This window comes from Kluyvera cryocrescens NBRC 102467, from assembly GCF_001571285.1.
In the GTDB taxonomy this organism is placed as follows: domain Bacteria; phylum Pseudomonadota; class Gammaproteobacteria; order Enterobacterales; family Enterobacteriaceae; genus Kluyvera; species Kluyvera cryocrescens.
This window is the reverse complement of sequence record NZ_BCTM01000011.1, coordinates 41,464-55,261: the sequence shown is the minus strand read 5'-3', so window position 1 is coordinate 55,261 and position 13,798 is coordinate 41,464. Positions and strand designations below refer to the sequence as shown.

The 13,798-nt window shown below is 53.1% G+C and carries 13 protein-coding genes; 5 read left to right on the top strand and 8 right to left on the bottom strand.

Annotated elements, in window-relative coordinates:
* Positions 1 to 7 precede the first annotated feature (7 nt).
* From ftsL to leuO, 7 genes are all read right to left on the bottom strand, one after another.
* The gene (gene ftsL, locus KCR01S_RS09015; RefSeq protein WP_061282273.1) at positions 8 to 373 is read right to left on the bottom strand and encodes a cell division protein FtsL; all 366 of its coding nucleotides are present in this window, start codon (positions 371 to 373) and stop codon (positions 8 to 10) included.
* The gene (rsmH, locus tag KCR01S_RS09010; RefSeq protein ID WP_061282271.1) at positions 370 to 1,311 is read right to left on the bottom strand and encodes a 16S rRNA (cytosine(1402)-N(4))-methyltransferase RsmH; all 942 of its coding nucleotides are present in this window, start codon (positions 1,309 to 1,311) and stop codon (positions 370 to 372) included. Before rsmH ends, ftsL begins: the two co-directional genes overlap by 4 nt.
* A gap of 2 nt (positions 1,312 to 1,313) precedes the next feature.
* On the bottom strand, positions 1,314 to 1,772 hold the full coding sequence (gene mraZ, locus KCR01S_RS09005; RefSeq protein ID WP_061282268.1) for a division/cell wall cluster transcriptional repressor MraZ: 459 nt from the start codon (positions 1,770 to 1,772) through the stop codon (positions 1,314 to 1,316).
* A 593-nt stretch (positions 1,773 to 2,365) separates the two neighbouring features.
* On the bottom strand, positions 2,366 to 3,370 hold the full coding sequence (gene cra / locus KCR01S_RS09000; protein ID WP_052283048.1) for a catabolite repressor/activator: 1,005 nt from the start codon (positions 3,368 to 3,370) through the stop codon (positions 2,366 to 2,368).
* Between the two features lie 146 nt (positions 3,371 to 3,516).
* Positions 3,517 to 4,008, bottom strand: a complete 492-nt coding sequence (gene ilvN, locus KCR01S_RS08995; protein WP_061282266.1) for an acetolactate synthase small subunit — start codon at positions 4,006 to 4,008, stop codon at positions 3,517 to 3,519.
* A 2-nt stretch (positions 4,009 to 4,010) separates the two neighbouring features.
* Positions 4,011 to 5,735, bottom strand: a complete 1,725-nt coding sequence (ilvI, locus tag KCR01S_RS08990; RefSeq protein WP_061282264.1) for an acetolactate synthase 3 large subunit — start codon at positions 5,733 to 5,735, stop codon at positions 4,011 to 4,013.
* Positions 5,736 to 6,128: 393 nt separating this feature from the next.
* Positions 6,129 to 7,100: a transcriptional regulator LeuO gene (leuO, locus tag KCR01S_RS08985; protein ID WP_061282262.1), complete on the bottom strand. Its 972-nt coding sequence runs from the start codon at positions 7,098 to 7,100 to the stop codon at positions 6,129 to 6,131.
* Between the two features lie 594 nt (positions 7,101 to 7,694).
* Between leuO and leuL the strand changes: the two genes are divergently transcribed.
* The 5 genes from leuL (at position 7,695) to leuD (ending at position 12,562) form a co-directional block, all read left to right on the top strand.
* Positions 7,695 to 7,790: a leu operon leader peptide gene (gene leuL, locus KCR01S_RS25110; RefSeq protein WP_309300378.1), complete on the top strand. Its 96-nt coding sequence runs from the start codon at positions 7,695 to 7,697 to the stop codon at positions 7,788 to 7,790.
* A gap of 90 nt (positions 7,791 to 7,880) precedes the next feature.
* Positions 7,881 to 9,452: a 2-isopropylmalate synthase gene (gene leuA / locus KCR01S_RS08980; RefSeq protein ID WP_061282260.1), complete on the top strand. Its 1,572-nt coding sequence runs from the start codon at positions 7,881 to 7,883 to the stop codon at positions 9,450 to 9,452.
* Positions 9,452 to 10,543, top strand: a complete 1,092-nt coding sequence (gene leuB / locus KCR01S_RS08975; RefSeq protein WP_061282258.1) for a 3-isopropylmalate dehydrogenase — start codon at positions 9,452 to 9,454, stop codon at positions 10,541 to 10,543. The genes leuA and leuB overlap by 1 nt, the downstream gene beginning before the upstream one ends.
* A 2-nt stretch (positions 10,544 to 10,545) precedes the next feature.
* Positions 10,546 to 11,946: a 3-isopropylmalate dehydratase large subunit gene (leuC, locus tag KCR01S_RS08970; RefSeq protein WP_061282256.1), complete on the top strand. Its 1,401-nt coding sequence runs from the start codon at positions 10,546 to 10,548 to the stop codon at positions 11,944 to 11,946.
* A gap of 10 nt (positions 11,947 to 11,956) precedes the next feature.
* Positions 11,957 to 12,562 carry a 3-isopropylmalate dehydratase small subunit gene (leuD, locus tag KCR01S_RS08965; RefSeq protein WP_061282254.1) on the top strand — a complete coding sequence of 202 codons (606 nt, stop codon included), beginning with the start codon at positions 11,957 to 11,959 and terminating at the stop codon, positions 12,560 to 12,562.
* Positions 12,563 to 12,604: 42 nt separating this feature from the next.
* On the opposite strand, the gene KCR01S_RS08960 is transcribed toward leuD, so the two are convergent.
* Positions 12,605 to 13,783: a sugar efflux transporter gene (locus KCR01S_RS08960; RefSeq protein WP_061282252.1), complete on the bottom strand. Its 1,179-nt coding sequence runs from the start codon at positions 13,781 to 13,783 to the stop codon at positions 12,605 to 12,607.
* Between the last annotated feature and the right edge of the window lie 15 nt (positions 13,784 to 13,798).

The following is a 13,798-nucleotide window of genomic DNA, read 5'->3' as shown; positions in this document are numbered from 1 at the left end:
ATAATCCTTATTTTTGTACAACAATGTTTTCTTTTGACGGATCAACATGTTGCATCTGCAACTTATCTGTAGCGATACGTTCGACGCGGCTATGATCGCCCAAAGCATTCTCTTCGAGGATCAGGTTTCGCCACTCAATGTCCAACGCATCGCGCTCCAGCACCAACTGTTCACGTTGGGCCGTTAACAGGCGAGTATGGTGAGCGGTCGTCACCACCGTTACCGCCGTAACAATAATGCAAATGAACAGACAGAGTGGCAGCTTCCCATATTGCAAAAGGTCGTCGCGAATAACGCCAGGCAAGGCATGACGTTCGCCATTTCCTAACGACCCGGTTATTTTGCTTAGGGTTTCTGTCACTCTGCCGATCATGCGTTCGTCCTCTCTGCAATACGCAGCACTGAACTACGAGCACGTGGATTCTCGGCCACTTCTTCTTCGCCCGGCATCAACTTGCCTAGCGCTCGTAAATGACGGCCACCCAGTTTCCTGAGCTGCTCTTCAGTCATCGGGATCCCCGCTGGAACCTGAGGACCGCGGCTTTGTTCACGCATAAAGCGTTTCACAATGCGGTCTTCCAGCGAATGGAAGCTAATGATTGACAGCCGCCCACCCGGGGCCAGCACGCCAAGCGAGCTTTTTAGCGCCTGCTCTATCTCCTCCAGCTCACTATTCACCCAAATACGCACCGCCTGGAAGGTACGGGTTGCGGGGTGTTTGAATTTGTCTTTTACCGGCATCGCAGCGGCGATCACTTCCGCCAGCTCTTTGGTTCGCGTCATCGGCTCAATACGGTTGCGCTCCACAATGGCGCGCGCAATGCGTTTACCAAAACGTTCTTCACCGAAGGTTTTAATAACCCAGGCAATGTCCGCTTCTTCCGCGGTAAGCAGCCATTCGGCAGCCGATTGGCCGCGCGTAGGATCCATACGCATATCCAGCGGACCGTCACGCATAAATGAGAAACCGCGTTCGGCATCATCGAGCTGCGGCGAAGAGACGCCAAGATCGAGAAGAATGCCATCGATCTTGCCGACGAGATCGCGCTCGGCGACGTAGTCCGCCAGCGCAGAGAAAGGGCCATGGACGATGGAAAAACGCGGATCATCAATGGTCTTGGCCACTGCGATCGCTTCAGGATCGCGATCGATTGCGATCAGACGTCCCTGCTCGCCAAGCTGCGAGAGAATGAGACGCGAGTGACCGCCACGGCCAAAGGTGCCATCAATATAGATACCGTCTGGACGAATATTCAGGCCGTTAACGGCTTCATCCAGCAGTACAGAAGTATGTTTAAAATTTTCCATCATATTTATAAGGACAAATCCTGCAATCGCTCCGACAGCGCCCCTGAAGCAGATTGCTCAGCGTCGATATCTTCCTTGACCCGTTGATACCAGGCCGTTTCATCCCACAGTTCAAATTTGTTGAACTGCCCGACCAGCATCACTTCTTTGGTCAATCCGGCGTGTTGCCGTAAAACCGGCGCAATCAATAATCGCCCCGCGTTATCCATCTGACATTCGCTAGCATGTCCCAACAGCAATCGCTGTACGCGGCGCTCGACGGGATTCATGCTCGACAAACGCGATAACTTTTGCTCGATAATTTCCCACTCGGGCAGAGGATAAAGCAGCAGGCAGGGGTGATGGATGTCAATGGTACAAACCATTTGACCGGTAGCATTCTCAAGCAGCGTGTCCCGATATCGGACTGGGACGGCTAAACGCCCTTTGCTGTCGAGATTGACTAACGTTGCCCCTCGGAACATGCCAGCCTCTCCCCTAATTACCACTTTGCCCCACAAATTCCCACTTTAAGGAGTTTACGGAGCAGAGGAAAAGCTTGTCAAGCCAGCATGAATGCCAACAGAGTCCAAAATACCGTTATTTACGGACGACAATAGCCCTGATTAAAAATTATCCAACCGACGAGGCAAATTAACGTCATGAATACCCGCAAGAAAAATACAGACAGTTTCACAACGCGTTAACGCAACTAAATATCATCAAAAGAATTTATAAAGTGTCAGTTTGCGACGCGAGCGGCATTTTAGGACATTCTGCTGTCCGTTAACAGTCCTAGTGGCGCGCCCTTGCGAGGATTTCAAATGCAGACGAGATCCCATTCTGGTAGGTCAGCAAAGAAGTGTTTGTTATTTCGGCAATCTGCCGGGAGAATGTAACAAAATAATACACAAATAATATAATTTTATTTTGCGTTCACAATAATAAACGCTCGGCAGGTAATTTTGAGGGGAATTAAATAGAAGGCTAACAAAAAATAAGGAATTATCTGAATATCCACACGAGAATAATGTTTTCACGATGAAGGCAGCCTATTGCCACCCTCATCGTAAAAGGATTACCGGCGACTCAAACTGCCGCGACGATAAAGATTACGGCGAATACGACTTAGCCCTGGCTTCGGTTTACGAGGCTCATCAAGGCTTGCGAGGACAATTTCCAGCACGCGTTCAGCCACATCACGGTGACGCTGAGCCACCGCCAGCACTGGGCACTGCAGGAAATCGAGCAGCTCATTATCACCAAAGGTCGCAATCGCAAGATCGGTCGGCAGCTTACCTTCACGGCGCAGCGTGACGTCCATAACCCCCTGCAACAATGCAAATGAAGTGGTGAACAACGCCTGCGGCATCGGATGCGTTTCCAGCCACTTCTCAAACAGCACCGCTGACGCTTCGCGCTCGTAGCTGTTGGCGTAGAGGAAATTAACCTCGCGCGGATCGTCTTTCCAGGCAGTCCGGAAGCCCTGCTCACGCAGATAGCTTACCGACAGCTCCGGAAGCGCTCCGAGATAAAGGACCGTTTCGGCCGGGAAAGTACGCAGCTCAGCGGCCAGCATCTCCGAATCGTCCTGATCGGCACCAACGACGCTGGTGAAGTGCTCACGATCGAGTGCACGGTCAAGCGCGACAATCGGGAATGAGTCGTTAGCCCAGCGCTGATAGAAAGGATGTTCCGGCGGCAGAGAGGTGGAAACAATAATGGCGTCAACCTGGCGCTGCAGCAGATGCTCAATGCAGCGCATTTCGTTATCTGGCTGATCTTCCGAACAGGCAATCAGCAGCTGATAGCCGCGCTGGCGCGCCTGCCGTTCAAGATAGTTCGCGATACGGGTATAGCTGGTGTTCTCCAGGTCCGGGATCACTAACCCAATAGAACGCGTGCGTCCTGCACGCAGGCCGGCAGCGACCGCGTTAGGATGGTAGTTATGCTCACGCACCACGGCCATCACTTTTTCGACAGTCTTGTCGCTCACGCGATACTGCTTCGCTTTGCCGTTAATCACATAGCTAGCGGTGGTTCGGGAAACACCGGCAAGCCGGGCGATCTCATCCAGTTTCACAATTGCCCCTTGCTTTATAAGTATAATCCGTAACATCTAAACGCAGAATGATCTCATCGGCAATAGCTTTTCTTCGCACTTCTTGCTGATTTCGCAAAAAAAAGCCCGACGTCTGGCCGGGCTACGATAAAGCGATGAGATCCAGGCTAACGCATAATCTTGTCACCGCGTGATAATCCAACTACACCTGAGCGCGCCACTTCCACAATTCTGGCGACATCGCGCAGCGAGGCAAGGAATGCATCCAGCTTATCGCTCGTGCCAACGAGCTGCACGGTATACAGCGACGGCGTGACGTCAATAATCTGCCCACGGAAAATCTCCGTGTTGCGTTTGACCTCGTCACGGCCATAACCGCTGGCCTGAACCTTCACCAGCATGATTTCACGCTCTACGTGCCCGCCCTGCCCTAGCTCCGTAACCCGCAGCACATCCACCAACTTATGCAGCTGCTTTTCAATCTGCTCTATGGTTTTTTCATCACCGACCGTTTGAATGGTCATGCGTGACAGCGTGGGATCATCAGTGGGCGCAACGGTCAGGCTTTCAATGTTGTACCCACGTTGTGAGAACAACCCGATGACGCGCGACAGCGCACCGGACTCGTTTTCCAGCAATACAGATAATATCCGGCGCATAATCAGGTTCTCTCCGTTTTACTCAGCCACATCTCGTCCATTGATCCGCCGCGGATCTGCATAGGATAGACGTGTTCGCTCCCATCGACGCAGACGTCGACAAACACCAGGCGATTATTGCGCACCTGCTCCAGTGCCTCCGTCAGCTTGCTCTCAAGTTCGGATGGCTCGGTAATGCGGATCCCAACATGGCCGTAAGCTTCAGCCAGGCGAACAAAGTCCGGCAGCGACTGCATATAAGACTGGGAGTGACGACCGGAATAGATCATATCCTGCCACTGCTTCACCATCCCCAGATAGCCGTTGTTGAGGTTGAGCACCAGCACCGGCAGTTCATATTGCAATGCGGTCGAGAGCTCCTGAATATTCATCTGGATGCTGCCATCGCCAGTCACGCACACCACGGTGGCATCCGGCAGAGCCATCTTAACGCCAAGGGCGGCAGGCAGACCGAAGCCCATCGTGCCGAGCCCGCCCGAGTTAATCCAGCGGCGCGGTTTATCAAACGGGTAGTACAGCGCGGCGAACATCTGATGCTGGCCCACATCAGAGGTCACATAAGCGTCACCATTGGTCAGTTTCCAGATGGTTTCCACCACCGCCTGAGGCTTAATCTGGCCGCTCTGGGTGTCGTATTTCAGGCACTGGCGAGCGCGCCACTGTTCGATTTGCTGCCACCAGTCGCGGATATCATCCAGCGGCTGGACGGTGCTCTCTTGATCCAGCAGCTCCAGCATTTGATCGAGAACGAGACCCGCATCGCCAACAATCGGAATATCCGCCGGAACGGTTTTCGAGATCGAGGTAGGATCGATGTCGATATGCAGTACGGTCGCATTCGGGCAGTACTTCGCCAGATTATTGGTTGTGCGGTCATCGAAGCGGACCCCGACGGCAAAAATCACGTCAGAATGATGCATCGTCATATTGGCTTCGTAGGTACCGTGCATCCCCAACATCCCCAGTGCCTGTCGATGCGTTGCCGGAAAACCGCCTAGCCCCATCAGTGAAGAAGCAACCGGTAAATTGAGTTTTTCGATAAGCGCCCGTAGCTGCGTATGACATTCGGCGTTGACTACGCCGCCGCCAACGTACACCACCGGCTTTTTCGCCGCGATAAGCGTCTGCAATGCGCGTTTGATTTGTCCTTTATGCCCTGTGGTGGTCGGATTATAAGAACGCATGCTCACCGCATCAGGCCAAACATAAGGCATCTTATGCGCAGCGTTGAGGATATCCTTTGGCAGATCAACCACCACCGGGCCTGGACGACCGCTGGCCGCCAACCAGAATGCTTTTTTCAAAACGCCGGGAATATCTTCGGTCTGCTTCACCAGGAAACTGTGCTTCACCACCGGTCGCGAAATCCCGACCATGTCGCACTCCTGAAATGCATCGTAGCCAATCAGCGAAGTTGCCACCTGACCGGACAGCACAACCAGCGGTATCGAGTCCATATAAGCCGTCGCAATACCGGTAATGGCATTGGTCGCTCCTGGGCCGGAAGTCACCAGCACCACGCCCACTTCACCCGTCGCGCGCGCCAGGCCATCGGCCATATGGACCGCCGCTTGCTCATGACGCACCAGCACATGATCAATGCCACCGACCGTATGTAGCGCGTCATAGATATCGAGGACAGCGCCCCCCGGGTAGCCAAATACCTGCTTCACGCCCTGATCGATTAACGACCGGACGACCATCTCGGCTCCAGACAACATCTCCATGGTTTGCCTCCAGGCTTCTCTTGCATCTTGATGACCGGGGAACTCATTTTCCGGCGGCCATGTGTCGACGGCGTATAACTCATCCGCCGACGCTAAATGATCGGTAAAGACCTAACATAACCGCTCGCCAACAGGCAGGCAATTCGCACATCTGCAGTAGAACCGGTACTAATAAGTGGGAAAATAAGGGGAAAAGGGAAAATGATGGATGATTGCTTCAGCGATAAGAAAAGAAGAGCGTGGATACTCGGGCGAAACGCACCATTACAGCAAAACCTGCATTTTTCACTTTGTTGCCGGCCACCTTCGTCGGCAATAACAGAATAATATTTTGCATTTATCGTTATTAAAAAAATAAACGGGATGCCAACGCACCCCGTTTATTTACTCGTGTTACTGCTGGCGACAAGCATTCACCAGCAGCTCTTCCATCCACTGATGACCTTTATCCCGACCGGCCGCTTCATGCCAGGAAAGGTAGCAGGTACGGCTATTTAGCTTCATCGGCAGCGGTAAAATCTGTAGACCCAACTGTTCAGAAAACTCTGCCGCTAAACGACGCGGGGCAATAGCCACCAGATGCGTTTGAGAAACAACATTCAGTACGCTAATAAGTGCCATGCCCTGATACGCAATACGATTTTGTTTATCAATTGAGTCATACCATGGCTGGCTAAATGATGCATAGCGTTCCAGAGAAACAACGGCATGCTCTTCCTGATAAATACTGTCTTCGGTAATAGGGCCATTAATACGAGGATGATTTTTACTGGCGACCAGCACCATTTCATCATTAAATAATGGCACGCAGGAAAACTCAGGGCGACGGAACTCGTCATAACCCAGAACGAACTCAATTTCCTGGTAGCGAAGCTGATGCTCTGTATTTTGGTTTAAGGCTGACTTAAATACCATGTGAATATGTGGCGCAACGGCATGCACTTTATTGAGGATAATTGACGTTAAATAATTATCCAGCGGGCTGCATACGCAAAGATTAAAAATACGCTCACTGCTCAAAGGATCGAAGCCCGAACCCGGGAGCTCATTTTGCACCAACTGCAGCGCCTGGCGAACCGAGCCAAACAGCTGGAAAGCGCGAGCGGTAGGCTGAATCCCCCGGCCGTAGCGCACAAAGAGCTCATCATTGAACATGACTTTCAGCCGGGCAACCGCATTACTGACCGCAGGCTGAGACATTCCGAGCGAGTGCGCTGCACGCGTTATATTTTGCTCCTGCATCACCGCATCAAATACGGTTAGCAAATTTAAATCGACCATCCGGAGCTGCGGTTTTGTTCCTTCATTCGTCGGTACGTGCTGCTGCTCCGATGCGTTAATTCCACAATCAGATACCATTGTCATACAAAACTCCCTTTGCCAAATGACATAAATATATTGTGGCCATATGATTTACCATGCATATAAGTTCCAAAAAAGATAATTTAATAAAAATCGGAATATATAAAGAGGCAAAGCGCGTGGCTTACAGCAGAAAACAGCGGCGCTTATATATATCACCAACTTAATGGAACATAGTTTACTCATGGATTAGACGAATACACAACATGCCGAAATCGTAATAATGGATTAAGTTTTATTAAAGTGTGTTATTAAATCAAAAAAGCAAATTAACATTTTTCTATCAGAAATACTCTTTTTAACTATACAAAATGCAATTTTAAAGAAATTATCCCTTTACTATCATTATGATATAGATCGCACTTATAGATGACAGAATAATGAGCAGATGCAATAAAGCTTGTATAAATGCGACAAAATATTAAAACCGCACGTTAACCTAAAAAATGATTCGCTATGAAATGAGACATTCATCAGCACAATTAGCTAATCCAGCCGTTTCGTTTACTTGCTCAATTGACCTTGTGAATCTCATTCAGTGTTGACATCAGAAGTCATATCCAGTACCACTAATAGCATATCGAATTCATCTGGAGAATGATGACAATGTTACGTACCACTCGCATCAACGGTCTACTACTACTAAACGCCTCTTCTGTGCGCGGTAGACTGGTGTGCGACGTATTACGTTAAGTCATCATCAGTAAAACAAAAACCCGCGCCGCTGCGCGGGTTTTTTTATGCTCGTAGCAAGGCGCCCAAGAAAACCCAAGGACCTAAACCATGAGCCAGCAAGTCATTATTTTTGATACGACCTTACGTGATGGTGAACAGGCATTACAGGCGAGCCTGAGCGTGAAAGAAAAGCTGCAGATTGCTTTCGCCCTCGAGCGTATGGGTGTTGACGTCATGGAAGTCGGCTTCCCTGTCTCTTCGCCGGGCGATTTCGAGTCCGTACAGACCATCGCACGCAACATTAAAAATAGCCGCGTCTGCGCACTGGCTCGCTGCGTAGAACAAGATATTGATGTGGCCGCCGAGTCGCTGAAAGTGGCTGAAGCCTTCCGCATTCATACGTTTATCGCGACGTCCCCAATGCACATCGCCACCAAGCTGCGCAGTACGCTGGAAGAAGTTATTGAGCGCGCGGTCTATATGGTGAAACGCGCTCGTAACTATACCGATGACGTAGAGTTCTCCTGTGAGGATGCCGGCCGTACGCCAATCGATCAGCTGTCCCGTGTGGTTGAAGCCGCCATTAACGCCGGTGCCACCACCATTAATATTCCAGACACCGTCGGTTACACCCTGCCATTTGAATTCTCCAACATCATTACCGGCCTGTACGAACGCGTACCCAATATTGATAAAGCGATTATCTCCGTCCACACCCACGACGATTTAGGGATGGCTGTCGGTAACTCCCTGGCGGCAGTCCACGCCGGTGCGCGTCAGGTTGAAGGCGCAATGAACGGCATCGGCGAGCGCGCAGGTAACTGCTCGCTGGAAGAGGTCATCATGGCGATTAAAGTGCGCAAAGACATCATGAAAGTGCACACCGCTATCAACCACAATGAAATCTGGCGTACCAGCCAGACGGTTAGCCAGATCTGCAACATGCCAATCCCGGCAAACAAAGCCATTGTCGGCACCGGCGCCTTCGCCCACTCTTCCGGCATCCACCAGGATGGCGTACTGAAGAATCGCGAAAACTACGAAATCATGACCCCAGAATCCATCGGCCTGAATCAGGTTCAGTTGAACCTGACCTCTCGCTCCGGCCGCGCTGCCGTCAAGCACCGTATGGAAGAGATGGGTTACAAAGACACCGACTACAACATGGACCACCTGTACGACGCCTTCCTGAAGCTGGCGGATAAAAAAGGCCAGGTCTTTGATTACGATCTGGAAGCGTTGGCCTTCATTAACAAGCAGCAGGAAGAGCCGGAACATTTCCGCCTGGACTACTTCAGCGTGCAGTCTGGCTCCAGCGACATCGCCACGGCCTCCGTCAAGCTGGCCTGCGGCGAAGAGAGCAAAGCCGAAGCGGCTAACGGCAACGGCCCCGTTGACGCGATTTATCAGGCGATTAACCGTATCACCGGCTATGACGTCGAGCTGGTCAAATATGACCTGAACGCTAAAGGCCAGGGTAAAGACGCACTGGGTCAGGTTGATATCGTGGTGACCCATAACGGTCGTCGCTTCCACGGCGTGGGCCTGGCGACAGATATCGTCGAATCCTCCGCCAAAGCAATGGTCCACGTACTGAACAATATCTGGCGTGCCGCCGAAGTCGAAAAAGAATTGCAACGCAAAATTAAGAATAACGAGAACAACAAGGAAACCGTGTAATGTCGAAGAATTACCATATTGCTGTGTTACCAGGTGACGGTATTGGCCCGGAAGTGATGACACAGGCATTGAAAGTACTGGAAGCCGTGCGTCAGCGTTTTGATATGCGTATTACCACCAGCCACTATGATGTCGGTGGTATTGCCATCGACCGTCACGGCGAGCCATTACCGCAGGCCACCGTCGACGGCTGCGACCAGGCCGATGCCATTCTGTTTGGCTCCGTGGGGGGGCCAAAATGGGAAAACCTGCCGCCCGCACAGCAGCCAGAGCGCGGAGCCCTGCTGCCGCTGCGTAAACACTTCAAGCTGTTTAGCAACCTGCGTCCCGCAAAGCTGTATCAGGGGCTGGAAGAATTCTGTCCACTGCGTGCCGACATCGCGGCCAACGGCTTCGATATTCTGTGCGTTCGCGAGCTGACCGGCGGCATCTACTTCGGCCAACCGAAAGGCCGTGAAGGCAGCGGTCAACACGAAAAAGCGTTTGATACCGAGGTCTATCACCGCTTTGAAATTGAACGTATTGCGCGCATCGCGTTTGAATCTGCACGTAAACGTCGTCACAAAGTGACCTCCATCGACAAATCTAACGTGCTGCAGTCTTCTATCCTGTGGCGTGAGATTGTCAGCGAAATCAGCAAAGAGTATCCGGACGTTGAGCTGGCGCATATGTACATCGATAACGCCACCATGCAGCTGATTAAAGATCCGTCCCAGTTTGACGTGGTGCTGTGTTCTAACCTGTTCGGCGACATTCTCTCCGACGAATGCGCAATGATCACCGGTTCCATGGGGATGCTGCCATCCGCAAGCCTGAACGAAGAGGGCTTTGGCCTGTACGAACCTGCCGGCGGCTCCGCGCCGGATATCGCCGGTAAAAACATCGCTAACCCTATTGCGCAAATTCTGTCGCTGGCGCTGTTGCTGCGCTATAGCCTGGATGCCAACGACGCAGCTTCCGCGATTGAAGCCGCGATCAACCGCGCGCTGGAAGAAGGCGTTCGCACCAGCGATTTAGCCCGCGGTGGCGCAGCCGTGAGTACCGATGAAATGGGCGACATTATTGCCCGCTACGTTGCCGAAGGGGTGTAACCATGGCGAAGACTTTATACGAAAAATTGTTTGATGCTCACGTGGTCTTTGAAGCGCCAAACGAAACGCCGCTGTTGTACATCGATCGCCACCTGGTGCACGAAGTGACTTCACCACAGGCGTTTGACGGCCTGCGCGCGCATAAACGCCCGGTACGTCAGCCGGGCAAAACCTTCGCGACGATGGATCACAACGTTTCGACTCAGACGAAAGACATCAACGCCTCCGGCGAGATGGCGCGTATTCAGATGCAGGAACTGATCAAGAACTGCAGCGAGTTTGGCGTAGAGCTGTACGACCTGAATCACCCTTACCAGGGTATTGTGCACGTGATGGGGCCGGAACAAGGCGTGACTCTGCCGGGCATGACCATCGTGTGCGGCGACTCCCATACCGCCACCCACGGCGCATTCGGCGCACTGGCGTTTGGTATCGGCACCTCGGAAGTCGAACATGTGCTGGCGACCCAGACGCTGAAACAGGGCCGCGCGAAAACCATGAAGATTGAAGTCAACGGCAAAGCAGCGCCGGGGATCACGGCAAAAGATATCGTACTGGCAATTATCGGTAAAACCGGCAGCGCCGGCGGCACCGGCTACGTGGTGGAATTCTGTGGCCAGGCGATTCGCGATCTGACCATGGAAGGCCGTATGACGCTGTGTAACATGGCTATCGAGCTGGGTGCAAAAGCGGGCCTGGTGGCGCCAGACGAAACCACCTTCAACTATGTGGAAGGCCGTCTGCACGCACCAAAAGGCCAAGATTTTGACGACGCGGTCAGCTACTGGAAAACCCTGAAGACCGACGATGGCGCGACCTTTGATAACTTCGTCACCCTGCAGGCGGAAGAGATTGCGCCACAGGTCACCTGGGGCACTAACCCAGGCCAGGTGATTTCCGTAAATGACAACATTCCGGATCCCGCATCCTTCAGCGATCCGGTCGAGCGCGCCAGCGCCGAGAAAGCGCTGGCCTATATGGGCCTCAAGCCGGGTATCCCATTGACCGATGTCGCTATCGACAAAGTGTTTATTGGTTCCTGCACCAACTCACGCATTGAAGATTTACGTGCGGCGGCTGAAATCGCCAAAGGCCGCAAAGTGGCTCCGGGCGTACAGGCACTGGTTGTGCCAGGCTCCGGCCCGGTGAAAGCACAGGCCGAAGCGGAAGGTCTGGATAAGATCTTTATTGAAGCCGGTTTTGAATGGCGTTTACCGGGCTGCTCGATGTGTCTGGCGATGAACAATGACCGCCTGAACCCCGGCGAGCGCTGTGCCTCCACCAGCAACCGTAACTTTGAAGGCCGTCAGGGCCGCGGTGGCCGTACTCACCTGGTCAGCCCGGCAATGGCCGCAGCGGCCGCGGTCACCGGTCATTTCGCCGATATTCGTAGCATGAAATAAGGAAACCATCATGGCAGAGAAATTTACCCAACATACGGGACTGGTGGTGCCGCTGGATGCCGCGAACGTCGATACCGATGCGATTATCCCGAAACAGTTTTTGCAGAAAGTGACCCGCACCGGCTTTGGCGCGCACCTGTTCAACGACTGGCGCTTCCTCGACGATAAGGGCGAGCAGCCAAATCCAGAATTCGTGCTGAACTTCCCGGAGTACAAAGGCGCCTCCATCCTGCTGGCGCGGGAAAACTTCGGCTGTGGTTCTTCGCGTGAACACGCGCCGTGGGCGCTGACCGACTACGGTTTTAAAGTGGTGATCGCCCCGAGCTTCGCCGACATCTTCTACGGCAATAGCTTTAACAATCAGCTGTTGCCGGTGACCCTGAGCGATGCACAGGTCGACGAACTGTTTGCGCTGGTGAAGGCCAATCCGGGGATTAAATTTGAAGTAGACCTGGAAGCACAGGTGGTGAAAGCAGGCGATAAGTCTTATAGCTTTAAAATTGACGACTTCCGTCGCCACTGCATGATTAACGGCTTAGATAGCATCGGCCTGACGCTGCAGCACGAAGACGCCATCTCCACCTACGAAAACAAGCAGCCAGCGTTTATGCGCTAACGCTTCTGATGCCGGATGCCCTGCGCATCCGGCATCATCACCTCACACGTCTTTCACCCGGCAGGTCATGGCCAAAGTGACCACGGATATTCCCGCAATCACCCAGTACACCGAAAAGTGGCCAAAACTTTGCGCCAGCGCGCCCTGCACAATGCCCGCAAGGATCACCCCGGTTGAAATGCTATTGGTAAACAGCGTGGTCGCCGCCCCTGCGCGTCCCGGCATCAAATCCTGGAACCACAGCATACCGATCCCGGCGACAATGCCGATAAACACGGCGTTAAACAGCTGCAGTATCAGCAGCGACGTGTGGCTATGGAAGAAGATCAGCCCCACATAGAACAGCACGCCTGCTGCCACCGCCGTGACCATCATGCGTCGTTTACCAAAACGCTTCACGTAATAACCGGCGAGGATCATCGCCGGAATTTCCAGCCCGGCTGCGGTCCCCATCAGGATCCCCGCCAGGCTGTCAGGCAGGCCGAGATCGCTGCTGATCCACAGCGGCATGTCGATGATATACATGGTGTTGCAGGTCCACATCAGCGTCGATGCGATAAACAGCATCCGCACGTTGCTGTCCTTCCAGCCGCTCAGCTGATTCTGCTCGGCCTCACTGGGCTGCTCCACGCGCGCGACCGAAGGCAACGTCAGCGCGATCAGCGCTAGGCTAATGGCAAAAATGGCTGCCGCGATAGAGAACATGGCGGTAAAGCCGTAATTCAGCGCCAGCATAAAGGCCAGCGGCGGGCCAATGACCCATGCCAGCGAAAGCTGGGCACGCATCACCGAGCTGAACATCACCACTTCACGCGCCGAACTGTCGGCGTACTCGCGCGCCAGGGCAAACAGTTGCGGCATGGCGGCGTTGGCAATCGACGCCAGCAGCACGCCGCAGGTAATCAGCGTCAGATAATGGCGATTGAACGCAAACAGCAGCGCGTTGCCAACCGCCATCAGACAGCAGAACATAATCAGCTTACGCCTGTCTCCCCGGCTATCGGATCGCTTTGCCAGCGCAAGGCTGACGACGATCCCGGCGACCGCATTGACGGTATAGAACAGGCCAACCCAGAACGGCTGTACGCCGACCTCACGGCTGAGGTACAGGCTCAGGGTTGGCGCCTGGAGCGCTCCCGCGATCCCCATCATAAACGCTACCATCATAAAGGCAGCGTACACACCGTTGAGACGTCGTCCCATCGTCATTAACCAGAGCATGTGAAATCCTTTAAG

Bases quoted from the DNA above. Each gene is read 5' to 3' on its own strand.
- ftsL (WP_061282273.1), bottom strand. From the start codon at position 373: ATGATCGGCAGAGTGACAGAAACCCTAAGCAAAATAACCGGGTCGTTA.
- rsmH (WP_061282271.1), bottom strand. From the start codon at position 1,311: ATGATGGAAAATTTTAAACATACTTCTGTACTGCTGGATGAAGCCGTT.
- mraZ (WP_061282268.1), bottom strand. From the start codon at position 1,772: ATGTTCCGAGGGGCAACGTTAGTCAATCTCGACAGCAAAGGGCGTTTA.
- ilvN (WP_061282266.1), bottom strand. From the start codon at position 4,008: ATGCGCCGGATATTATCTGTATTGCTGGAAAACGAGTCCGGTGCGCTG.
- ilvI (WP_061282264.1), bottom strand. From the start codon at position 5,735: ATGGAGATGTTGTCTGGAGCCGAGATGGTCGTCCGGTCGTTAATCGAT.
- leuO (WP_061282262.1), bottom strand. From the start codon at position 7,100: ATGACAATGGTATCTGATTGTGGAATTAACGCATCGGAGCAGCAGCAC.
- leuL (WP_309300378.1), top strand. From the start codon at position 7,695: ATGATGACAATGTTACGTACCACTCGCATCAACGGTCTACTACTACTA.
- leuA (WP_061282260.1), top strand. From the start codon at position 7,881: ATGAGCCAGCAAGTCATTATTTTTGATACGACCTTACGTGATGGTGAA.
- leuB (WP_061282258.1), top strand. From the start codon at position 9,452: ATGTCGAAGAATTACCATATTGCTGTGTTACCAGGTGACGGTATTGGC.
- leuC (WP_061282256.1), top strand. From the start codon at position 10,546: ATGGCGAAGACTTTATACGAAAAATTGTTTGATGCTCACGTGGTCTTT.
- leuD (WP_061282254.1), top strand. From the start codon at position 11,957: ATGGCAGAGAAATTTACCCAACATACGGGACTGGTGGTGCCGCTGGAT.
- KCR01S_RS08960 (WP_061282252.1), bottom strand. From the start codon at position 13,783: ATGCTCTGGTTAATGACGATGGGACGACGTCTCAACGGTGTGTACGCT.